The sequence below is a fragment of the Nonomuraea solani genome, assembly GCF_900108335.1.
Lineage (GTDB): Bacteria > Actinomycetota > Actinomycetes > Streptosporangiales > Streptosporangiaceae > Nonomuraea > Nonomuraea solani.
This window is the reverse complement of record NZ_FNVT01000012.1, coordinates 220,920-242,064: the sequence shown is the minus strand read 5'-3', so window position 1 is coordinate 242,064 and position 21,145 is coordinate 220,920. Positions and strand designations below refer to the sequence as shown.

Sequence of the window (21,145 nt, the reverse complement as noted above, 5' to 3'; positions counted from 1 at the left end):
GCTCCCATGCTCCAGCGCGACTACACGACGTCGCAGCTTGACGTGCTCGAAGCCGAAGCCATCCACATCATGCGCGAGGTGGCCGCCGAGTTCGAGCGTCCGTGTCTGCTCTTCTCCGGAGGCAAGGACTCGATCGTCATGCTCCGCATCGCGGAGAAGGCGTTCTGGCCCGCCGCCATCCCGTTCCCGCTCATGCACGTCGACACCGGGCACAACTTCGACGAGGTCATCGAGTTCCGCGACCGCCGCTCGGCGGAGCTGGGCGCGCGGCTGATCGTGGCGAGCGTGCAGGACTCCATCGACCAGGGCCGCGTCGTGGAGGAGACCGGACGGCGCGCCTCGCGCAACCGCCTGCAGACCACCACGCTGCTCGACGGCATCGAGGAGCACGAATTCGATGCGGTCTTCGGCGGCGCGCGGCGCGACGAGGAGAAGGCCAGGGCCAAGGAGCGGGTGTTCTCCTTCCGCGACGACTTCGGCCAGTGGGACCCGAAGAACCAGCGCCCCGAGCTGTGGAACCTCTACAACGCGCGCATCCGCAAGGGTGAGCACATCCGCGTCTTCCCGCTGTCCAACTGGACCGAGCTCGACATCTGGGACTACATCAGGCGCGAGGGCATCGAGATCCCCTCCATCTACTTCGCCCACACCCGCAAGGTGTTCGAGCGCGACGGCATGCTGCTGCCCGACTCCGACATCGTGTCGCGCGGCGACGACGAGCCGCTGTTCGAGGCCGTGGTGCGCTATCGCACCGTGGGCGACATGACCTGCACGGGCGCCGTGCCGTCCCCGGCCGCCACGGTCGAGGAGATCATCGAGGAGATCGCGGCCACCCGGATCACCGAGCGCGGCGCCACCCGAGCCGACGACCGCGCGTCCGAGGCCGCGATGGAAGACCGGAAGCGAGAGGGCTACTTCTAAATGGACATTCTTCGCTTTGCCACGGCGGGAAGCGTCGACGACGGCAAGTCCACCCTCATCGGACGGCTGCTCTTCGACTCCAAGGCCATCTTCGAGGACCAGCTGGAAGCGGTCGAACGCACCTCGCGCGACCGGGGTACCGAATACACCGACCTGTCGCTGCTGACCGACGGCCTGCGGGCCGAGCGGGAGCAGGGCATCACGATCGACGTGGCATATCGCTATTTCGCGACGCCCAAGCGCAAGTTCATCATCGCCGACACGCCCGGCCACATCCAGTACACGCGCAACATGGTCACCGGCGCCTCCACGGCCGACCTGGCGATCATCCTGATCGACGCCCGCAAGGGCGTGCTGGAGCAGTCGCGGCGGCACGCGTTCCTGACCTCGCTGCTGCGCGTCCCGCACCTGGTGCTGGCCGTCAACAAGATGGACCTGGTCGACTACTCGCAGGAGCGCTTCGAGGAGATCAGGGAGGAGTTCACGGCGTTCGCGTCCAAGCTCAACGTCTCCGACCTGACCTTCATCCCGATCTCGGCGCTCAACGGCGACAACGTGGTCTCGCGCTCGGAGAACATGCCCTGGTATCTCGGCACGTCGCTCCTGCACCACCTGGAGAACGTGCACATCGCCTCCGACCGCAACCTCACCGACGTGCGCTTCCCCGTCCAGTACGTCATCCGCCCGCAGCGGGCCACCGACCACGCCTTCCACGACTACCGGGGCTACGCGGGCCAGGTGGCGGGCGGCGTGCTGAAGCCGGGCGACGAGGTCGTGCACCTGCCGTCGGGCCTGACCACGCGGATCGCCTCGATCGACACCTTCGACGGGCCGGTGGAGGAGGCGTTCCCGCCCATGTCGGTGACGCTGCGCTTCGAGGACGACATCGACATCTCGCGCGGCGACATGATCGCGCGGCCCAACAACCAGCCGCAGGTGGCGCAGGAGCTGGAGGCGATGATCTGCTGGATGGCCGACGGCCTGAAGCTGGGCCCGCGCTCCAAGCTGACGATCAAGCACACCACCCGTACGGCCCGCGCCCTCGTACGCGACCTGCACTACCGGCTCGACGTCAACACCCTGCACCGCGACGAGGAGGCCACCGCGCTCGGCCTCAACGAGATCGGCCGGGTGTCGCTGCGGGTGACGCAGCCGATGTTCGTGGACGACTACGCGCGTAACCGGCTCACCGGCGGGTTCATCCTCGTGGACGAGTCCACGAACGGCACGGTGGGCGCCGGCATGATCATCGATGCCAACTAAGGTAGATCTTTAGGGGTTTCCTTACCCGCTGATTACTCTCAGCGCTAGGGTCGTCGCGTTCCGTGTTCGCGACGCGAAGGCCCTCCCCGTGACTGATCGCGCGACCGCCCAGGTGATCTACCTGGGCGGCCTTGGCCGCAGTGGCACCACGCTGCTGGAAAGGCTCCTCGGCGAGCTGCCCGGCGTGGTGGCGCTCGGTGAGGTGGTGCACCTCTGGCAGCGCGGGATCCTCGCGGAGGAGCTGTGCGGTTGCGGTGTCGCCTTCCCCTCCTGTCCGTTCTGGCGGCGGGTGGGGGAGCGGGCGTTCGGTGGCTGGACGCGGAGCCTGGCCGAGCGGATGCTGGCGCTGCGGCACACGATCGACCGCACCCGCAGGATCGCCCGCATCGAGCATCCCGACCTGGCCGAATACGCGCGGGCGTACCGGCTGCTCTACGACGCGGCCGGCGCGCCGATCGTGATCGACTCCAGCAAGCACGCGTCCCTGGCCTGCTGTCTGCTGGCCACCGGGGTCGACGTGCGGATCGTCCACGTGGTCAGAGACCCGCGCGCGGTCGCCCACTCCTGGAGCAGGACCGTGCGGCGGCCCGAGGACGGGCGGCCGATGACCCGCTGGAGCCCGGCCCGCACGGCGCTCCACTGGTCGGCCCAGAACGCCGCCCTGGAGCTGCTCCCCGGGCGCGGGGCGCGCGTGACCAGGGTCCGCTACGAAGACCTGCTCTCCGCGCCCGGCGCCACCCTGACGGCGCTGGCGCTCCGGCTCGGGCTGCCGGAGCCGGAGCTGCCGTTCCTCGAAGGCCGCACCGCCTGGCTCGGGCCCTCCCACACCGCCTCCGGCAATCCGATGCGCTTCCACGTGGGGCGGGTCGAGCTGCGGCGGGACGACTCCTGGCGCTCCGGACTGCGCGAGGGTGACCGGCGGCTGGTCAACGCCCTCACGTGGCCGCTCAGGGGCCGCTACGGATATCGGGGGGTGGCGGCGTGAGCCGGTTCCCGTCCGTGGGCGTGGTGATCCCCACCCGGGGTGATCGTCCGGTGCAGGTGCGCGAGGCCGTCGAGGCGGTGCTCGCCCAGGACTATCCGGGTGAGTTGTCCGTGGTCGTGGTGGTCGATGGGGGCGAGCGGGCGGGCGTCGGTGTCAGGACGTTGCGCAACATCCGCACGCCCGGTCTGCCCGGGGCGCGGAACACCGGGATCGACGCCTGCGACACCGACCTGGTGGCCTTCTGCGACGACGACGACGTGTGGCTGCCCGGCAAGCTCGCCGCCCAGGTGCGGGCGCTGCGCGACGGGGGCGAGTTCGCCAGTTGCGGCATCGAGGTCGAGTACGGCCACCGCCGCGTCGCCCGCCTCGCCGGGACCTCCGCCGTGACCGTGGCCGATCTGGTCCGTTCGCGGATGGTGATGGTGCACTCGTCGACCTTTCTGTTCGAACGCGGCGCGCTCCGGCCCGACGAGAGCGCGCCCGGCGGACAGAACGAGGACTGGGACCTGGCCCTGCGCGCCGCCAAGCGGCGGCCGCTCGTCCACATCGACCGGCCGCTTGTGCGGGTGCGATGGGCCGGGTCCCACTACTCCGCCCGATGGGCGGACCGCATCGCCGGGCTCGACTGGATGCTCGCCCGGCACCCCGAACTGACCGTGGACCCGTGCGGCGCGGCGCGGGTCTACGGTCAGCTGGCCTTCAGCCACGCCGCGCTGGGCCGGCGACGCGCGGCCGCCCGCTGGGCGGTCCGCGCCCTGGCGGCCCGGCTCGGCGAGCCGCGCGCCCCGATCGCGCTGGCGGTGGCGGCAGGCCTCGTCTCCGCCCCCACGGTGCTCGCCGCCCTGCACAGCCGGGGACGCGGCATATGACGCGAGTACCGCAGGAGCTTGTGAGGCGGGCGCGGCTTTGACGCGGGTGCGGGTGGGCGGGGTCGGCGTTGACGCGCTCACCGAGGACCAGGTCGTCCAGCGGGTGGCGGCCGAGCTGGAGGCGGGCCGGGGCGGGCGGATCGTCACCCCGAACGTCGACATCTGCCGCGCCGCCGCCGCCGACCCGGCGCTCAGAGAGCTGGTGTGCTCGGCCGACCTGGTCGTCAGCGACGGCATGCCGCTCGTGTGGGCGGCCAGGCTGCTCGGCACGCCCGTGCCCGGGCGCGTCACGGGCGCCGACCTCATCTGGTCGCTGAGCGGGCTCGCCGCCCGCCGTGGCTGGCCCGTCTATCTGCTCGGCGGTCCTCCCGGCGCGGCGCGCGGGGCCGCCGCCGAGCTCACCGGCCGTCACCCCGGGCTGCGGGTGTGCGGGGTGGACGCGCCGCCCTACCGGTTCGACGCCACGCCGGAGGGCAGCGAGCTGGTACGCCGCAAGGTGGCCGCCGCCCGGCCCCGGCTCGTCTTCGTCGGGCTCGGCTTCCCCCGCCAAGACCGGCTCATCGCCGACCTGCGGAAGGACCTGCCCGGGGCGTGGTTCCTGGGATGCGGGGCGGCGATCGCCTTCGCGGCGGGCACGGTGGCCAGGGCGCCGGAGTGGATGCGGCGGGCGGGGCTGGAGTGGGCGTTCCGGCTCGGGAGCGAGCCGAGGCGGCTCGGCCGCCGCTATCTGGCCGACGACCTGCCGTTCGCCCTCCGGCTGCTCGCCGGCAGCCTGGCCACCAGGGTCAGATCGCGGTGAGGGTCTGGACGCGGGTGATGTCCTCCTGGCTCAGGCCGCGGGACGCGTCCGTGAGTGCCTGGCGGGAGTCCATCGGCCGGTACGCCGTGCGCGACAGCCCCGTCCAGGCGAAGCCCGTCCCCGCCGTGGCCGCCCCCGTGCAGGCCCTGGCGATCCGGCGGGCGGCGGCGGGGGTCCAGGGCAGGCCCGCGTAGGCGTACAGGCGCTGGAAGCCGGGCAGTGGGTCGGCGGCCAGCGACTCGTACGACGTGACGAGAACATCGGGCGTGCCGGCCAGGATGAGCCGGGTCGCCCGCCACAGGGCGGCCGCCTTGGCCACCCGGTCCTGGGAGCCGACGAGCGAGCGCAGTTCCAGCAGCTCGGGATGGTCGCGGACCAGCAGCGGCTGTTCGAGCAGCTCGTGGAAGTAGACCGTCCACCCCAGACGCTGCCAGCTCGCCACGAACGACACCGGATCACGGACGAGCGCGATCACCCGGCAGCCCAGCCGCCGCGCGAACCAGCCCGCGCTCAGCACCGCGAACGGATCGTCCAGCAGCGCCCGCCGCCCGGTCAGCCGGCCATAGGCGAAGGCGGTGCCGTAGCGGAGCAGACGGGCCAGATCGTACGGGGAGCGGTTCGCGCGCAGCTCGGCCAGCCAGCGGTAACGCAGGGCCACCGTGTCGCGGAAGGCGGGCAGCCAGCCGGCGGCGTTGTCATCGCAGATGTACTGGAACCGGTGTGTCACCCGGGCGTCGAGCACCCCGGGGCAGCGGCCGGGCGGGTGTTGTGGGTTGAGGGGCTCGTTGACGTAGACCAGGTCTCCTCCGGCGGCGAGCATCTTGCCCGTCCAGCTCGTACCGCTCCGGGGCAGGCCCGTCACCAGGACCGGGCTCACGCGGCCGCCGCCCGGCCGCGCCCGCGTAGCGCGGTCAGGGTGTGGCGGCCGAACGGGTGCAGCCCGTAGCGGCGGTGCAGTTGCCAGAGGGGGAGCAGGTTCTTGACGAGCACGCCGCCCGACCAGCCGGCGACCGCCCCGAGCGCTCCATGGTCCGGGATGAGCGCCACGTCCAGGACGAGGGTGCAGCCGACCGCGGCGACCAGGTTGAGAAGGCTCGTACCGGTATGCCCGGCGGCCGTCAGCACCACGTCCACCATCCCGCAGGCGGTGGCCACCATCATCGTCCCGGCCAGCACGAGCGCCACGGGCACGGCGGAGTCGTACGAGGGCCCGAACAATCCCAGCACCCACGGCGCGAGAGCCGCGTACGCCAGCCACACCGGCCACGTCAGCAGCACCAGCCAGATCGTCGCCGCCTGGTACAGCTCCCTGGCCCGCCCGCGCTCCCCGTCGGCGAGCGCGGCGACCAGCCGAGCCTGTACGGCCTGCGCCAGCCCCTGATTGGCCAGTTGCCCGACCACCTTGAACCGGGTCGCGGCCGTGTAGACGGCGGCCTGGGCCGGCCCCCCGAGCACGGCCACGATCACGATGTCCACCCGCTGGAACACCGCCTGGATGGCCCCCGCGACCGACCGCGGCGCCGTGTACCGCCACAGGTCCCGCCCGGTCCCCGGCAGGTAGGGCGTCCGCGGCACCCGCCCCCGCAACCCGGCCCCCGCCAGCACCATCAGCGCCAGATACGGCACCCCCCACGCCCACGGCAGCCACCCGGCCACCCCGGCCAGGGCGGCGGCGCCCACGAGGACGAGCTGGCAGGCGGGCACCAGCACCCCGTCGAGGAGCACGGTGGGCCGCATGGCCCCGAAGCCCCGGCCGGCGGCCAGCAGCACGTCGCCGACCACCATGACCGGCACGATCGCGGCGAGCGGCCCGAGCCGGGGGTAGAGCACCGCGGCCGCCGCACTCGCCACGATCAGGCAGGGCACGAGCGCCGCCCGGATATATCCGGATATGCCGCGGTACCCGTACGTCTTCGCCCGCGCGATGAAGTAGATCAGCCCATTGCCGGCGTCCAGTTTGGCGATCCCCGCCGCCATCAGCACCAGCGCGGTCGCGGTGAAGAAGGCCCCCGCCTCCGACGCCGGAAACGCCCTCGTCACCACCACCACGAGCACGAACTGCGCCAGCGCGCTACAGGCCGCCCCCGTGACCCCCGCCAGCCCCCTCCGGTCGATCATCGCCGCCACGACGGCTCACCGCCCAGCCAGCGCACCAGCCGCGCGTCGTACGCCTCGAAGTGATCCCGCAGCGCCTTGCCGAGCACCTCGGGCACCTGGCGCGGCAGGGGCCGGCCGTTGTGCCGCTCGAACACCGGATATCCCAGGTGCGGCACCCCCAGGAACTCCAGCACCCGGTCATAGACGGCCTCCGGTTCGGCGAAGAAGCGGTGGCTGTCGAGCACCAGGACACGTTCGCGGCCGATCATCGCCTCCACCCGGTCGAGCTGGTCGGCGTAGCGGCCGCGCGCCAGGTAGGCGTGGTGGCGGTGCGAGTGGTGCAGGGCGTGCGGCTCCTCCCGCAGGAGCTCCTCGGCCCCGGCCAGGCGGCCGGCCTCCAGCTCGATGGCGTACTCGAAATGGGACTCGGTCTCGAAGCCCCTGGCCAGCTCGTGGGCGTGGGCGGAGCAGGCCCGCTCCACGGGGTCGCGGACCAGGACGACGAGCTTGACGCCCGGCAGGTCGGCCGCGATCCGCTCCCCGGCCAGCGGGTGGAACAGGTAGTAGGGGGAGGACTCGAACGCCTGGGCGCGCGTGCCGTACCGGTGCGCGAGCAGCGCCGCGCTCACCCGCAGCGGGAAGTGGGCCTGATACCACGCCGAGCCCCGCCCGTAGGCGACGTCGAAATAGTGCACCCCCTTGTGCAGCACGGGTTTGAGCAGCAGCGGGTGCTGGGCCAGCGCCCGGTACAGGGAGGTGGTGCCGCAGCGCTGGCCCCCGGCGAGCAGGAACGACGGCAGCACCCGCGCCCCGGAGGTGAACCTGCCCGTGGTCCGCGACAGCGAGAGCACGGACTCCTTCATGGTCCTCATATCAGCAGCTCCTCGTGGTCGACGGCCGGGCTGAGCCAGGACCGCGGCGGGCCGAGCGGCGCGTGGCCGTCGGCGGCGTGCCGGTCGGCCAGCGCGATGAGATAGCGCAGCGCGGTCTGCCTGGACGTCGCGGCGGACAGCCCGAGCGGCGCGAGCACCCGTACGGCCCGCGCCACGCAGGCCACCGCCGCGACCCGGGGCTCCATCCGGCGCAGCGCCCGCTGGAAGAAGTGGTGCACGGCGTCGAAGCCGTACGGGACGCCGACCTGGTAGCGCTCCCAGTCCCACACCAGCAGCCGCCCGTCGGAGGAGGAGCGGCTCATGTTCCACGGTGAGAGATCCCCGTGCCAGGCCGGGTGCGGGCCGCCGGTGCCCGCGATCTCCTTGACGGCGTCCAGCAGCAGCGGTCCCGGCACCCGGCCGCGCCGCACCGGCAGCGGCGACAGCGCGAGGACCGACAGCCCCCGCCAGTCGCCGTGGTGCAGCACGTCGGGCACGGTGACCGTGTCCAGGGACAGGCCGGCCAGCCGCCGCAGGGCGGCCGCCTCGGCGGTGATCAGCCTGCGGGCCCTGGGGCTGTCGCCGATCTTCACGAACGCCAGCCGCCGCCCTGCCGAGCGCGCCTCCAGGATGGGCTTGCGGTTGGCCCGGAGCGCGGGACGTACGTGCACGACGGTCTCGACCTGCTGGTGGAAGACCTCGCTCAGGTACGCCGCGATCGACCCCTCGACCGGCACCAAGACCTCTGAGCCCACGTGCCACCACCGGCGCGGCGCCAGCCTGCGCGGCACGGCGGGATGCGGCAGCACGGTGTAGGCCCGCGGCGATCCGGACCCGGGATAGAGCAGCCGAACGGTCTCCGCGAGATACCCCAGCCGCACAGCGGCATCGTTCATTGGTTCCTCCACAGGAGGGCGAACGAGATGAGATAGAGGCTGAGCGGCGTGACCAGGCCGTCGTAGACGAACATGTAGAGCAGCACCAGCCCCATGACGAGCACCCCGGCCAGCCCGACGGGGCTGCGGTCGCGCCAGTGGCGGCGGATCGCGCCCAGGAAGAACGCCACGTAGAGGGCCGCCCCCGTGAACCCCTGCGTGATGATCAACAGCCAGAGCTGCCCGTCGCTGCCCAGCGGCGGGTGCCCGCAGCTCGTACACCACTCGGTCTTGCCCGTGGTGATCGAACGGTGGTTGCCCAGGGCGTTGCGGGTGTTGCCGTAGCCGATCACCGGCGAGTGACCGGCGGCGGCGAGGGTGGCCGAGACCGTGAAGGCCCGGATGTCGTTGGAGTGCGGTTTGTCCAGCCGCTGCGCGACCAGCGCGGCCAGCGGGCTGAGCGCGAACGCCAGCGCCGCCGCCACGACCGCCCCGCAGAGCGCCACCCTGGTACGCCCGCCCACCCGGACGATCAGGTAGAGCACGCTCAGCCCGAGCCCGATCCACAGGCCCCGGTTGAGCGAGTAGACGATGGGGATGGCGGCCAGCGCGATCACGACGGCCACGAAGACCTTGTGCCGCGTCCTGCCGTGCACCCACCAACCGACCACGAACCAGACCAGCAGCACCGACGCGTTGCTGCCCCAGGCGTTCGCCCACTCGTACGGCGCCTCGGGCCTGGGCGAGGAGAAGCCGAGCACCTTCTGTGTCTGGGCAGCGGTGGGATGGATGAGGTTCTGGACGAACGAGTTCCCGCCGATCCAGTCGGGCAGCAGCAGCTCGATCGGCGCGGTGAAGGCGAAGGCGGGGAAGAACACGCCGAGCAGCCCGCCGGCGACCGTGGTGACGAACAGCACGCCGAGCATGCGCACCAGGCGGAGCTGCGGCAGCTCGCGCTCGGTCAGGTTGCCCAGGTAGAGAACCATGATCAGGATGGCCGCGTAGAGCGCCAGCCGCATCAGGTAGCCGAGCACCCGGCCGGGCCCCAGCTCGCCGTACGTGCCGGGCGGCGACTCCGCCAGCATCAGCGCGCTCACCAGGTATCCGGCGAGCAGCAGCAGCCACAGCCCGAACCCGCGCGGCACCCTGACCGGCCGGCGCCGCCACAGCAGCACGGCCATGGGCACCGCCAGCACGATCACCGACAGCCCGCCGAACCCCAGCGCCCACCAGATCGGATAGCCGACCAGCAGCGCGCCGATGGGCCAGGCGGGCCCTCTCACGTCGGCTGGCCCGGCCGCCGCGGATGGTGGAGCGCCTGCATGGGCGTGGTCTCGGCCGACACGCCGGACTCCAGCTCGCCGGTCAGCTCACCGGACGCGACGAGCTTGCCGAGCGAGGTGTGCGCGCGCGGCTCCAGCAGGGGTACGAACGAGGGCACCGCGTCGGTAGCCGTCACCACGCCGATGATCGGCACGTCATGCCGGGCGAGTTGTTGTACGGTGTTCGCCACCTGGTCGGCGGTGACCAGGCGCAGGCCCACGAGCAGCAGCGCGGCGTCCGCCCTGGCCAGGTCGCGCACGTCGGTGCCGTCGAGCACGATCAGCGGCGCGCTGACCGCGAGCGGCTCGGCCAGCGAGGAGGCGTAGAGGTCGGCGGGCAGCGCGCGGACCAGCAGCCGCTTGCCGGGGCAGGCGGAGACGACGGCGCAGGCCAGGTCGTGCAGCACGCCGTGCTCGCGCGGGCTGGACAGGTCGCTGAGCACGGGCAGGCCGGTCAGCCGCTCGACGTCGGCGGCCGTGCGCAGCCGCCTGTCGAGCCGGTCGCGGACGTAGGCGGCGGCCGAGCCCGCCAGCAGCCCCGCCATCAGCCCGGTGCCGAGGTGGAGCGGCAGGCTGGGGGAGCTGGGCGCGGCCGGAGGCGTGGCCTGGCTGATGACCGAGCCGGGGGTCACCGCGACCGTCCGCAGCGCGTCGTACTTCAGCGCGAGGCTGGCCGCCTGCCGGTTGAGCACGCCCTGCCGCTGGGTGGCGATCGCGTGCCCGGGAGTGCCTCTGGGCAGCCGGTCGAGCTCCTTGATCACCACGTCGATCCCGGCGTTGACCTGCTTGAGCTTGCTGAGCACGGCCTCCTGCTGCTCGGCCATCGCGGTCAGCGCGCTCTCGCGCCGGTTGGCCAGGTAGGCCGTGGCGTAGGCGCCGGACTGCTCCGCGGCGGCGGTGGGCGCCGGGGCCGTCACCGAGATCCACAGCACCGCGGAGTTGGGCGGCACGGTGACCTCGGCCGGCTCCAGCGCCGCGGCTCCGAGCGCCCTGGCCGCCCGCGCCGCGACCACGGCCGACTGCGCGACCTGGGCCTCGGTGTCGAGGTTGAGCGGCTCGCGCTGGCGGCTGGTCACCGGGTTGCCCGGCTCCTGGAGGCCGGCCGGCATGACCAGCACCTGCGTGGTCGCCGTATAGGCGGGCGGGGTGAGCCGCATCAGCGCGAGTCCCGCGGTGCCGCCGAACACGACGCAGCCCACCAGGAGCAGCCACCGCCTGCGCAGCAGCGATAGGTGCTCGTCCAGATCGGTGCCGGAGCTCATGGGGGAGGATCTCCTGGATTGTGTGCGTTTTGTACCCGATCGACGACGCTGCGTCACTGGTCGAAGTGTGCGCCCACTATAGGACGGACGGTCAGTACCCAGGTTGAATACGCAAGATTTTCTCCGGTAAGGCCATAAAGAAGAGTCCCAATAAAATGAAATGTCGGAAAATTCGGACGGTTACTTCACCGCCACGAACTGGAGAGACTTCCACACTGGCTGAAGTTCCAGGAGCGACATGGCAAGGTTCAGGAGTGACAGGCGAGGGCGTTCAACGAGGGGGTTGAAAGGCTTTGCAGCGACGGGCTATTTCTCATACCGCAACGAATGTCGCATTCAGCGGCGTCATCATGGCCCTGGTCGCGGTGCTGGCCGCCTGCGTCAGCGCGGAGGGCTCCCACCTGCCCGCGCCGGTCGCGAGCCGCCCGTCGCAGGAGATGTCGGGCTCGCCCGCCTGTACGGCCACCACCAGGCTCATCCCGTCCTGCGGCGCCTGGTGGGGCATGGCGCCCGAGGTCTTCACCGGAGCCCCGGTGGAGCAGGCGCTGCACGGCGCCGAGACGCGCATGGGAGCCGCCGCCGACGTGCTGCACGTCTACCACCGGGGCAGCGAGCTGTTCCCGACCGAGGCGGAGGTCAGGCTGGCCCGCGATCCGGCCAGGCCGCGGCTGCTGATGATCAACTGGAAGCCGTCGTTCGACCGCACGTGGGCGGAGATCGCCGGTGGGGCCCTCGACGCCAGGATCGAGCGCCTGGCCGGCTACCTGCGGCGCACCTTCCCGGAGCGGTTCTTCCTCACCCTGCACCACGAGCCCGAGAACGACGTGGACGCCGACTCGGGTTCGGGCATGCGGGCCACCGACTACGCGGCCATGTTCCGGCACGTGGTGCTGCGGCTGCGGGCGGAGGGGGTGAAGAACGCCGTCATGGTGATGACGTACATGGGGGCGCCCAACTGGGCCGCCAAGCCGTGGTTCGAGGATCTCTATCCGGGTGACGACGTGGTCGACTGGGTGGCCATGGACCCCTACGCCGACGATCGGGTGCAGGACTTCGACGGGCTGGTGAACAAGACCCGCAAGGAATATCCGGACTGGCCGGGGTTCTATCGGTGGATGCAGGCCCGCTTCCCCGGCAAGCCGGTCATGGTGGCCGAGTGGGGGGTGTTCGAGCGGCCGCGCGACGGGGCGTTCAAGCGGAGGTTCTTCGAGTCGGTGCTGAGACAGATCAAGCGTTATCCGCAGATCAAGGCGTTGCTCTACTTCGACTCGCCACGGGCGCCGCGCGGCGACACCAGCTTCGACTCCGACTCCGGGGGCGACAAGGCGTTCAGCGCGCTGGCTCGAGATCCGTACTTTCGCGCGACTCCCGTGCCGCGGCCCTGACCTTCAGGCGCCAGCCGGCGACGGTGACGGCGATGGCCGCCGCGAGTGCCCAGACGGTGAGCGTGTTGCTCACGTCGAGGAGCTTGAGCGCGGAGGCGAGCAGCACGATCCCCAGCATGGCCCTGATCAGGCCGCCCGGGGCGCGCGAGGAGATCCTGGCGCCCAGGTAGACGCCCGGGATCGAGCCGATGAGCAGCGACACCGTGAGGTCCATCTGGAAGTCGCCGAACAGCAGGTGGCCGAGCGCGGCGGAGGCGACCAGCGGCACCGCCTGGACGAGGTCCGTGCCGACGAGCTGGTTGGCCTTGAGCGCCGGATAGAGCACCAGCAGGGCCACGATGATCAATGAGCCCGAGCCCACGGACGAGACGCCGACGACGACTCCGCCTACCGTACCGACCAGTAGGGTCGGAATTGGGCGCACGACGATCTCGTGGGCGCTCGACGTGCCGCCCCGGGCGCCGAGCCAGCTCTTGAGCGCCATGCCCGCGACGGCCAGCAGCAGCGCCACCCCGAGCGCGTACTTCACCGCGTCGGTCACCGCGAACGCCCGCGCCAGGAACACCCCGCAGAACGCCGCCGGCACCGAACCCGCGCACAGCCAGCCGACCAGGCGCAGGTTGACGGTGCCGCGGCGCATGTGCACGACGCTGCCGACCGGCTTCATCACGGCCGAGGCCACGAGGTCGCTGGAGACCGCGGCCAGCGGCGGCACGTTGAAGAACAGCATCATCATCGGGGTCATGAGGGCCCCGCCGCCCATCCCGGTCAGCCCGACCACGATGGCGACGAGGAACGACCCGCCGATCAGAGCCCAGTCGATCAACGGATCCACCCTCCGCCCTTCAGGGTGTCGAGCACCCGGGAGACGGCCGCCTCGATCGGCAGGTGCGTCGTGTCGATCGTCAGATCGGCGTCGTCCGGCTCCTCGTAGGGGTCGGAGACGCCGGTGAACTCGGGGATGAGCCCGGCGCGGGCCTTGGCGTACAGGCCCTTGCGGTCGCGCCGCTCGCACTCCTCCAGCGGCGTCGCGACGTGCACGAGCAGGAAGTCGGCCCCCACGGACTCGGCCATCTCGCGCACCTCCTCGCGGGTGGCCGCGTAGGGGGCGATCGGCGCGCAGATGGCCAGGCCGCCGTGCCGGGCGGCCTCGGCGGCGACGAAGCCGATGCGGCGGATGTTGAGGTCGCGGTCGGCCTTGGAGAAGGTCAGGCCCTTGGACAGCAGGTGGCGTACGAGGTCGCCGTCGAGGTAGGTCACCGTGCGCGTGCCGAGTTCGAGCAGGACGTCGCGCAGGCCGCGGGCGATCGTGGACTTGCCCGAGCCGGACAGGCCGGTGAAGAAGACCACCAGGCCGCGGCGGTGCGGCGGGCCGGGGATGTGGACGGGGTCGGGGCCCGCCAGGTGCTCGGTGGCGCCGTAGGCGGTGGCGACGTGCTCGCGCAGCTCCAGGTCGATCTCGGGCTCCTCGCGCGGCGCGAGCGGCACGGAGGCGACCAGGGTGCCGGCGGGCAGCTTTTCCTGGGCGCGCAGCGCGGCGCGTACGACCGCGGGGCCCTGCTCGCCGTAGGCGAGAGGAAGCAGCAGGATCACCGCGTCGAGGTCTCGCGCGGTGGCGACGATCTCGGAGAGGTCGTCGAGCGGCCCCCGCATGGTGACGGCGAGCGCCGCGCGCCCGCCGAGCTCCTCGCGCACCTGCTCCGGGGTGCGCCGCAGGCGCGCGAACGGCCCGTGCTCCGGCGCGCCCAGCCCCTTGATCGGCCCCGAGACCAGCCCGTCGGGCTCCTGGGCGGCCACGGTGAGCGCGGCCAGCGGCAGGCCCTCGGGGTCGAGCAGCGTGACCTCGTCGCCGGGGGAGACCTCGGCGGACAGGTGGAGGGTGACGGCGGCGGGCCACGGCGTGCCGTCGGCGAGCGTGCCCCGCTCGTGGACCGCGTGCAGGTCGTCGTGGCCCAGGAACCCGGTCAGCGGCTCGAACGCGCCGGAGAGCAGCAGCTCGAGATCGGCCAGTTCGTGCGGCTCAGGGGTCCACTCCACGTCTTCCTACATCCCAACTATTCCGATTGAATTGGTAGGAAAGGAGTTTAGCGACAGATACCAGTGTGTCGCTAGAGGAGCCGTGCGAAGTGATGCTGGGGCTTTCTGATCACCATGGTGATCTCGTCGTGAGAGGCGGGATAGCGGCCGCGGGTCAGTGTGGACATCACCGCGACCGCGGCCGCGCCGATCCTGCGCGAGCGGGCCGGGCCGCTGGTGGCGCGCTCGTCATCGGTGATCATGAGGCCGCGGCTCAGGCAGAACGCGTGCATGCCGTCACTGGAGGCCAGCGGCTCGTAGACGGTGGGCAGCGGCCCCGGCGTGCCGGGCGTGACCAGGGGCCGCCACAGCAGGCGGCGCAGCCACGACGGCGTGATGCGGTCGAGCAGGCCGTAGGCCGACCTGCGGTCGCGCATGCGCAGCAGCACCAGGCCGCCGGGCCGCAGCGAGTGCAGCAGCCGGTCGAACACCAGCTCGGCGTGCCGGACGCGCTCCAGCAGGAACGAGAGCTGCACCACGTCGTAGGACCTGGGCGGCAGCGGCGCGGAGCGCAGATCGCCCAGAGACCAGGCGACCAGGTCGGCCCGCTCCTCCACCACCCTCCTGACGGCCGGATGGTCCTCGTCGGCCCCGGTGGCCCTGATCTCGACATGGTCGAGCGTCAGTGGCTCGTCGTGCGCGCACCCCGCGACCAGCACGTCGAGCCGCCTGATCGGCTGCCCGGCACAGTGCTCGCGGACTCGTTGACCGAAGAGGTCGCCTCTCTGGGCGACAGACCGCACCTCAGACATGTGACCTACAGTAATCAATCAATCGGTCTTAGTAATGCATTTCCCTGCTAGCGTCCTGGGCCGTGAGCGATCAGGTCTACGTGGGGAAAGCCGGCGCCGACGCGGCACTCGACCGGGGCTGGCTGCTCGGTCACTTCAAACCCCCTGGCGACCCAAGGCACAGCGAGGACGTCGAGATCAAGTGGGGTGTGCACCCGCCTGGGGACGAGCGGGCCGAGTGGGTCAAGGGCGAGGCGCGTACGGCGCTGCTCGTCCTGATCAGCGGCCGGTTCCGGGTCGAGCTGCCCGGCCGCAGCGTGCTCCTGGCCGACCCGGGCGACTATGTGGTGTGGGGCAAGGGAGTGGACCACTCATGGCGGGCGGAGGAACATTCGACCGTCCTGACCGTGCGCTGGCCTTCCGTGGCAGGTTACAGAGTCGGCTGAGCCTCCCGCGGCGCCGGTTGCGCCCTGGCGGCGAGTAGGCTTGTACGAGACCCCCGCGACCTGACACGGCCGGGGGTAATCGTGTTGCCGTCGTGGGGCTGTGGGCGTTTCTGATGAGTCTTTCCGGACTACTTGACCTTGTTCGCGCCGACCCGAAGCTGACCGCCGCTCTCGAAGAGGGCGGCGACGTCTCGCTGATCGCGCCGTCCGCGCTGCGCCCGTTCGGCGTGGCCGCGCTGACCGCGCACGATCAGCGCACCGTGCTCGCCATCACCGCCACAGGGCGGGAGGCGGAAGACCTGGCCGCCGCGCTGACCAGCCTGATCGAACCGAGTTCCGTGGCCGTGTTCCCGGCCTGGGAGACCCTGCCGCACGAGCGTCTGTCGCCGCGCAGCGACACCGTGGGCCAGCGGCTGGCCGTGCTGCGCCGGCTGGCGCACCCCGTCAAGGGCGACCTCGCCGCCGGGCCGCTCAGCGTGATCGTGGCGCCGGTCAGGGCGCTGCTGCAGCCGATCGTCAAGGGGCTCGGCGACCTTGAGCCCATCAGGTTGCGCGCCGGTGACGACGCCGACCTCGACGAGGTCGTCGGCAACCTGGTCGACAACGGTTACCACCGCGTGGACATGGTGGAGAAGCGCGGCGAGGTGGCCGTGCGCGGCGGGCTGGTCGACGTGTTCCCGCCGACCGAGGAGCATCCGCTGCGGCTGGAGTTCTGGGGCGACACGGTCGAGGAGATCCGCTGGTTCAAGGTGGCCGACCAGCGCTCGCTGGAGGCGGCCGAGGACGGGCTGTTCGCGCCGCCGTGCCGTGAGCTGCTGCTGTCCGGCGAGGTCAGGGCGCGGGCGCGGGAGCTGGCCGAGGAGCATCCGGCGCTGGCCGAGGTGCTCGACCAGCTCGCCGAAGGGCTGCCGGTCGAGGGCATGGAGGCGTTCGCGCCCGTGCTGGCCGGGGAGATGGACCTGCTGATCGACCATCTGCCGGTGCGCTCGGCGGTGTTCGTGTGCGATCCCGAGCGGATCAGGGGGCGGGCCGAGGAGCTCGTACGCACCTCGCAGGAGTTCCTCGAAGCCTCCTGGATCAACGCGGCGGCCGGCGGCGAGGCGCCGATCGACCTGGGCGCGGCGGCGTTCCGCACGCTGGAGGAGATCCGCGGCCACGCCGACTCGCTCGGTCAGCCGTGGTGGACGATGGCGCCCTTCGGCGGCGGCGTGGAGCTCGACGCCCAAGACTCCGAGGCCTACCGCGGCGACACCGCCAAGGCGCTGGCCGACATCAAGGGCTGGCTGGCCGACGACAAGGCCGTCGTGCTGCTCAGCGAGGGCCACGGGCCCGCCGAGCGCATGGTGGAGCTGCTCAAGGGCGTCGACGTGCCCGCCCGTCTCCAGAGATATCTGGACAAGGCGCCCGAGGCGAAGGTCGTCCACGTCACCACCGGCCTGATCGAGCACGGCTTCATCACCCCCGGCCTCGCCGTCCTCACCCACCTCGACCTGGTCGGCCAGAAGGCGTCCACCAAAGACATGCGGCGCCTGCCCTCGCGCCGGCGCAACATGGTCGACCCGCTCCAGCTCAAGGTCGGCGACCACGTGGTGCACGAGCAGCACGGCGTGGGCCGCTACATCGAGATGGTCCAGCGCACGGTGCAGGGCGCCACCCGCGAATACCTGGTCATCGAATACGCCAAGGGCGACCGGCTCTACGTGCCCACCGACCAGCTCGACGAGGTCACCCGCTACGTCGGCGGCGAGGCGCCCACGCTCAACCGCATGGGCGGCGCCGACTGGGCCAAGGCCAAGTCGCGGGCGAAGAAGGCGGTCAAGGAGATCGCCGGGGAGCTCATCAGGCTCTACTCCGCCCGCATGGCCTCGCCAGGCCACCCGTTCGGCGCGGACACGCCGTGGCAGCGGGAGATGGAGGACGCGTTCCCGTACGCGGAGACCGGCGACCAGCTCGAAGCCATCGACGAGGTCAAGCGCGACATGGAGCGCGGCGTCCCGATGGACCGGCTGATCTGCGGCGACGTCGGCTACGGCAAGACCGAGATCGCGGTGCGCGCGGCGTTCAAGGCGGTCCAGGACGGCAAGCAGGTCGCCCTGCTGGTCCCGACGACGCTGCTGGTGCAGCAGCACATGTCGACGTTCACCGAGCGGTTCTCCAGCTTCCCCGTCACGCTCAAGCCCGTTTCGCGCTTCCAGACCGACGGCGAGGTCAAGGGCACCCTCGAAGGGCTCAGGACGGGGGCGGTCGACCTGGTGATCGGCACCCACCGGCTGCTCAGCCCCGAGGTCAGGTTCAAGGACCTGGGCCTGATCATCATCGACGAGGAGCAGCGGTTCGGCGTCGAGCACAAAGAGGCCATGAAGCACCTGCGCACGCAGGTGGACGTGCTCGCCATGTCGGCCACGCCGATCCCGCGCACGCTGGAGATGGGCCTGACGGGCATCCGCGAGATGTCCACGATCCTCACCCCGCCGGAGGAGCGGCATCCGATCCTCACCTTCGTGGGCCCTTACGAGGAGAAGCAGATCGGGGCCGCGATCCGGCGCGAGCTGATGCGCGACGGCCAGATCTTCTTCGTCCACAACCGGGTCGCCTCGATCAACCGCGTCGCAGCGCGGCTGCGCGAGCTGGTCCCCGAGGCGCGCATCGCGGTGGCGCACGGGCAGATGAACGAGCACCAGCTAGAGAAGATCATGGTGGGCTTCTGGGAGCGCGAATACGACCTGCTCGTCTCCACCACGATCGTCGAGTCCGGGCTCGACGTGCCCAACGCCAACACGCTCATCGTCGACCGGGCCGACAACTACGGCCTGTCGCAGCTTCACCAGCTCAGAGGGCGGGTCGGGCGAGGCAGGGAGCGGGGTTACGCCTACTTCCTCTACCCGCCGGAGAAGCCGCTGACCGAGACCGCGCACGAGCGGCTCGCGACGATCTCCCAGCACACCGAGATGGGCGCGGGCATGTACGTCGCCATGAAGGACCTGGAGATCCGCGGCGCCGGCAACGTGCTGGGGGCCGAGCAGTCCGGGTTCATCGCGGGCGTCGGCTTCGACCTCTACGTCCGGCTCATGGCCGAGGCCGTGCAGGAGCAGAAGGCCAAGCTGTCGGGCGCCGAGGTGCAGGAGGAGCAGCCCGACGTCAAGGTCGAGCTGCCGATCAACGCGCACATCCCGCACGACTACGTGACCTCGGAGCGGCTGCGGCTGGAGGCGTACAAGCGGATCGCCGCCATCACCGCGCCGATCCACATCGAAGAGGTACGCGAGGAGCTGACCGACCGCTACGGCAAGCCGCCGGCGGAGGTCGACAACCTCATGGAGGTCGCCCGGTTCCGGATCAGGGCGCGCACGGCCGGGCTCACGGACGTCACGCTGCAGGGCCAGAACATCAAGTTCGGACCGGCGAGGCTCAGGGAGTCGCAGCAGGTCCGGCTCGACCGGCTGTACAAGAAGGCGATATACAAGCAGGCAGCCGAGACGCTGCTGGTGCCGGTGCCCAAGACCAAGCCGCTGGGCGGGCAACCACTGCGCGACCTCGAACTGCTCAAATGGTGTGGTGACCTGGTCGAGGCGATGTTCCTCGAGCCCGCACGGGTAAGCTAGCGGCGGTTTTCGGGTCGGAAAGGGACATACGTGAAGTCGATACGAGTGGCTGCGGCCGCCGGGGCAGTGGCCATCGCACTGACCGCCTGCTCCTCGCCCATGCAGGCCGGGGCCGCGGCCGTGGTCGGGAACGAGCGCATCTCGACGGACAAGCTCAACACGGACACGCGGTCATACCTGGCCGCGCTGAAGCGGGCGCAGCTCGACGAGTCGCAGCTCGGCGTGCCGGCCAGCCACGTCGTGCTGCAGCGGCTGGTCAACGTGAGCGCCTCCAGGCAGCTCCTGGCGCGTCACAACGTGCAGGTGAGCGAGGCCGAGGTGGACGCCGCGCTGAAGGATCCGGGTCAGTTCCAGTCGCCCGAGATCAACCTGCTGGCCAACGGGGTCGCGCCGGCCGACGCGCGCGACTACGGCCGGGCGATGGTGGGCCTGGCGAAGCTGCAGCAGCAGTTCGGCGGCGAGGCCGGGACGCAGCGCCTGACCCAGGAGTTCGCCTCGTTCAAGCCGATCTTCAACCCGCGTTACGGGAACCTCAACCCGCAGCGCTCGCAGGAGAACCCGGGGCTGTTCCTGGACGCCGGCAGGTTCGGCAAGGCCACCGCCCCGCAGGCGCAGCAGCAGCCGCAGCAGCCGCAGGGCTGACCCCGTGCCGCTGATCGTCGTCACCACCTCGCCCAGGGTCGCGCCGGGCCTGCTCAGCCATCAGGCCTGGCAGGCCCTGCGCTCCGGCCCGGTGCTCACCGGCTCCGCCGCTCATCCGCACCTGCCCTACCTGGGCGAGGCCGGGATCGAGGTCGAGGTCGTCTCGCCGGATCCGGCGGCGCTGGCCGGGCGGGCGGTCGCCGAGACCGTCGTGTGGCTGTCCGACCAGGACGGCGAGGGCTTCATGCGGGCCGTGGGGCACGCCGCCGTGGCGCTCGACGAGCCGCCGCTGATCGAGGTGGTCCCGGGGTCTTATGACCTGCCGGGGGCCAGGGTGCTCGATCTGGTGGGGGTGATGGACCGGCTGCGTACCGAGTGTCCGTGGGATCGCAAGCAGACGCACGAGACGTTGGTGCCCTACCTGCTCGAAGAGGCCTACGAGGTGCTCGAGACCATCGAGCAGGGCGACTATCCGGCGCTCCGCGAGGAGCTGGGAGACCTGCTGCTGCAGGTGGTCTTCCACGCGCGGGTGGCCGAGGGCTTCGACATGGACGACGTGGCGGCCGGGATCGTCGAGAAGCTCGTCCGGCGGCATCCGCACGTGTTCGGCTCGGTGCGGGCCGAGAGCGCCGACGAGGTCAACGACAACTGGGAGGCCATCAAGGCGGCCGAGCGGGCGTCGAAGGGCAGCGAGTCGGCGCTCGACGGGGTGCCCATGGGGCAGCCGGCGTTGTCGCTGGTGGCGCAGCTCGTACGCAGGGCCGAGCGGGCCGGGGCGCCCGAGTCGCTGTCGGCGGCGGTCGGGCAGGGGGTGGCCCGGGAGCTGTTCGATCTGGTACGCCGGGCCGCCGAGGCCGGGCTGGACGCCGAAGGCGAGCTGCGGGGGGCTGCGCGGGCGTACCGGGATCGGGTACGGGCCTGGGAGTCTTCCGAATAGTTTGGCGCGCTAGGTCGCGAAATCCCCTGGGGGCTGTAGAGACCAGGGGGACTGGTAGAGC

19 protein-coding genes are annotated in these 21,145 nt (G+C 71.5%); 10 read left to right on the top strand and 9 right to left on the bottom strand.

The window, feature by feature from the left end:
* Positions 1-6 precede the first annotated feature (6 nt).
* The 5 genes from cysD to C4V41_RS36220 all read left to right on the top strand — a co-directional run bounded on the left by cysD (position 7) and on the right by C4V41_RS36220 (position 4,837).
* Entirely contained in the window at positions 7-921 is a 915-nt protein-coding gene (gene cysD, locus C4V41_RS36240; RefSeq protein WP_103960487.1) for a sulfate adenylyltransferase subunit CysD, read from the top strand.
* Positions 922-2,184, top strand: a complete 1,263-nt coding sequence (gene cysN / locus C4V41_RS36235; protein ID WP_103960486.1) for a sulfate adenylyltransferase subunit CysN — start codon at positions 922-924, stop codon at positions 2,182-2,184.
* 88 nt (positions 2,185-2,272) lie between these two features.
* On the top strand, positions 2,273-3,169 hold the full coding sequence (locus C4V41_RS36230; protein ID WP_103960485.1) for a sulfotransferase: 897 nt from the start codon (positions 2,273-2,275) through the stop codon (positions 3,167-3,169).
* Positions 3,166-4,038, top strand: coding sequence for a glycosyltransferase family 2 protein (locus tag C4V41_RS36225; protein WP_103960484.1), 873 nt, complete (start codon positions 3,166-3,168; stop codon positions 4,036-4,038). The genes C4V41_RS36230 and C4V41_RS36225 overlap by 4 nt, the downstream gene beginning before the upstream one ends.
* 46 nt (positions 4,039-4,084) lie before the next feature.
* Positions 4,085-4,837, top strand: coding sequence for a WecB/TagA/CpsF family glycosyltransferase (locus C4V41_RS36220; protein WP_103960483.1), 753 nt, complete (start codon positions 4,085-4,087; stop codon positions 4,835-4,837).
* Here the strand turns inward: C4V41_RS36220 and C4V41_RS36215 are convergent.
* From C4V41_RS36215 to C4V41_RS36190, 6 genes are read right to left on the bottom strand one after another with little or no spacing between them, the layout of a single operon-like run.
* Positions 4,824-5,714, bottom strand: a complete 891-nt coding sequence (locus C4V41_RS36215; RefSeq protein ID WP_103960482.1) for a sulfotransferase — start codon at positions 5,712-5,714, stop codon at positions 4,824-4,826. The genes C4V41_RS36220 and C4V41_RS36215 overlap by 14 nt on opposite strands.
* The gene (locus tag C4V41_RS36210) at positions 5,711-6,955 is read right to left on the bottom strand and encodes a lipopolysaccharide biosynthesis protein (protein WP_103960610.1); all 1,245 of its coding nucleotides are present in this window, start codon (positions 6,953-6,955) and stop codon (positions 5,711-5,713) included. The genes C4V41_RS36215 and C4V41_RS36210 overlap by 4 nt, the downstream gene beginning before the upstream one ends.
* Positions 6,952-7,806 (bottom strand): sulfotransferase domain-containing protein, encoded by an 855-nt coding sequence (locus C4V41_RS36205; protein WP_103960481.1) that lies wholly within the window; start codon positions 7,804-7,806, stop codon positions 6,952-6,954. The genes C4V41_RS36210 and C4V41_RS36205 overlap by 4 nt, the downstream gene beginning before the upstream one ends.
* Positions 7,803-8,702 (bottom strand): hypothetical protein, encoded by a 900-nt coding sequence (locus C4V41_RS36200; RefSeq protein WP_103960480.1) that lies wholly within the window; start codon positions 8,700-8,702, stop codon positions 7,803-7,805. The genes C4V41_RS36205 and C4V41_RS36200 overlap by 4 nt, the downstream gene beginning before the upstream one ends.
* Positions 8,699-9,964, bottom strand: coding sequence for a hypothetical protein (locus C4V41_RS36195; protein WP_103960479.1), 1,266 nt, complete (start codon positions 9,962-9,964; stop codon positions 8,699-8,701). The genes C4V41_RS36200 and C4V41_RS36195 overlap by 4 nt, the downstream gene beginning before the upstream one ends.
* Positions 9,961-11,265, bottom strand: coding sequence for a Wzz/FepE/Etk N-terminal domain-containing protein (locus C4V41_RS36190; protein ID WP_103960478.1), 1,305 nt, complete (start codon positions 11,263-11,265; stop codon positions 9,961-9,963). The genes C4V41_RS36195 and C4V41_RS36190 overlap by 4 nt, the downstream gene beginning before the upstream one ends.
* Before the next feature lie 350 nt (positions 11,266-11,615).
* On the opposite strand from C4V41_RS36190, the gene C4V41_RS36185 reads away from it, so the two are divergent.
* The gene (locus C4V41_RS36185) at positions 11,616-12,650 is read left to right on the top strand and encodes a glycoside hydrolase family 26 protein (RefSeq protein WP_235030588.1); all 1,035 of its coding nucleotides are present in this window, start codon (positions 11,616-11,618) and stop codon (positions 12,648-12,650) included.
* On the opposite strand, the gene C4V41_RS36180 is transcribed toward C4V41_RS36185, so the two are convergent.
* From C4V41_RS36180 to C4V41_RS36170, 3 genes are all read right to left on the bottom strand, one after another.
* Complete coding sequence (locus C4V41_RS36180) at positions 12,595-13,476, bottom strand: sulfite exporter TauE/SafE family protein (protein WP_103960609.1); 882 nt, start codon at positions 13,474-13,476, stop codon at positions 12,595-12,597. The two genes, C4V41_RS36185 and C4V41_RS36180, sit on opposite strands and share 56 nt — an antisense overlap.
* Complete coding sequence (gene cysC, locus C4V41_RS36175; RefSeq protein WP_103960477.1) at positions 13,473-14,687, bottom strand: adenylyl-sulfate kinase; 1,215 nt, start codon at positions 14,685-14,687, stop codon at positions 13,473-13,475. The genes C4V41_RS36180 and cysC overlap by 4 nt, the downstream gene beginning before the upstream one ends.
* A 71-nt stretch (positions 14,688-14,758) precedes the next feature.
* A complete protein-coding gene (locus C4V41_RS36170; protein WP_103960476.1) occupies positions 14,759-15,478 on the bottom strand; it encodes a class I SAM-dependent methyltransferase in 720 nt (239 codons plus the stop codon).
* A gap of 62 nt (positions 15,479-15,540) precedes the next feature.
* On the opposite strand from C4V41_RS36170, the gene C4V41_RS36165 reads away from it, so the two are divergent.
* The 4 genes from C4V41_RS36165 to C4V41_RS36150 all read left to right on the top strand — a co-directional run bounded on the left by C4V41_RS36165 (position 15,541) and on the right by C4V41_RS36150 (position 21,084).
* Positions 15,541-15,903 carry a cupin domain-containing protein gene (locus C4V41_RS36165; protein ID WP_103960475.1) on the top strand — a complete coding sequence of 121 codons (363 nt, stop codon included), beginning with the start codon at positions 15,541-15,543 and terminating at the stop codon, positions 15,901-15,903.
* Positions 15,904-16,016: 113 nt separating this feature from the next.
* Positions 16,017-19,505, top strand: a complete 3,489-nt coding sequence (mfd, locus tag C4V41_RS36160) for a transcription-repair coupling factor (RefSeq protein WP_103960608.1) — start codon at positions 16,017-16,019, stop codon at positions 19,503-19,505.
* A gap of 30 nt (positions 19,506-19,535) precedes the next feature.
* On the top strand, positions 19,536-20,147 hold the full coding sequence (locus tag C4V41_RS36155; protein ID WP_103960474.1) for a SurA N-terminal domain-containing protein: 612 nt from the start codon (positions 19,536-19,538) through the stop codon (positions 20,145-20,147).
* 4 nt (positions 20,148-20,151) lie between these two features.
* The gene (locus C4V41_RS36150) at positions 20,152-21,084 is read left to right on the top strand and encodes a MazG family protein (protein ID WP_103960473.1); all 933 of its coding nucleotides are present in this window, start codon (positions 20,152-20,154) and stop codon (positions 21,082-21,084) included.
* Positions 21,085-21,145: the final 61 nt, after the last annotated feature.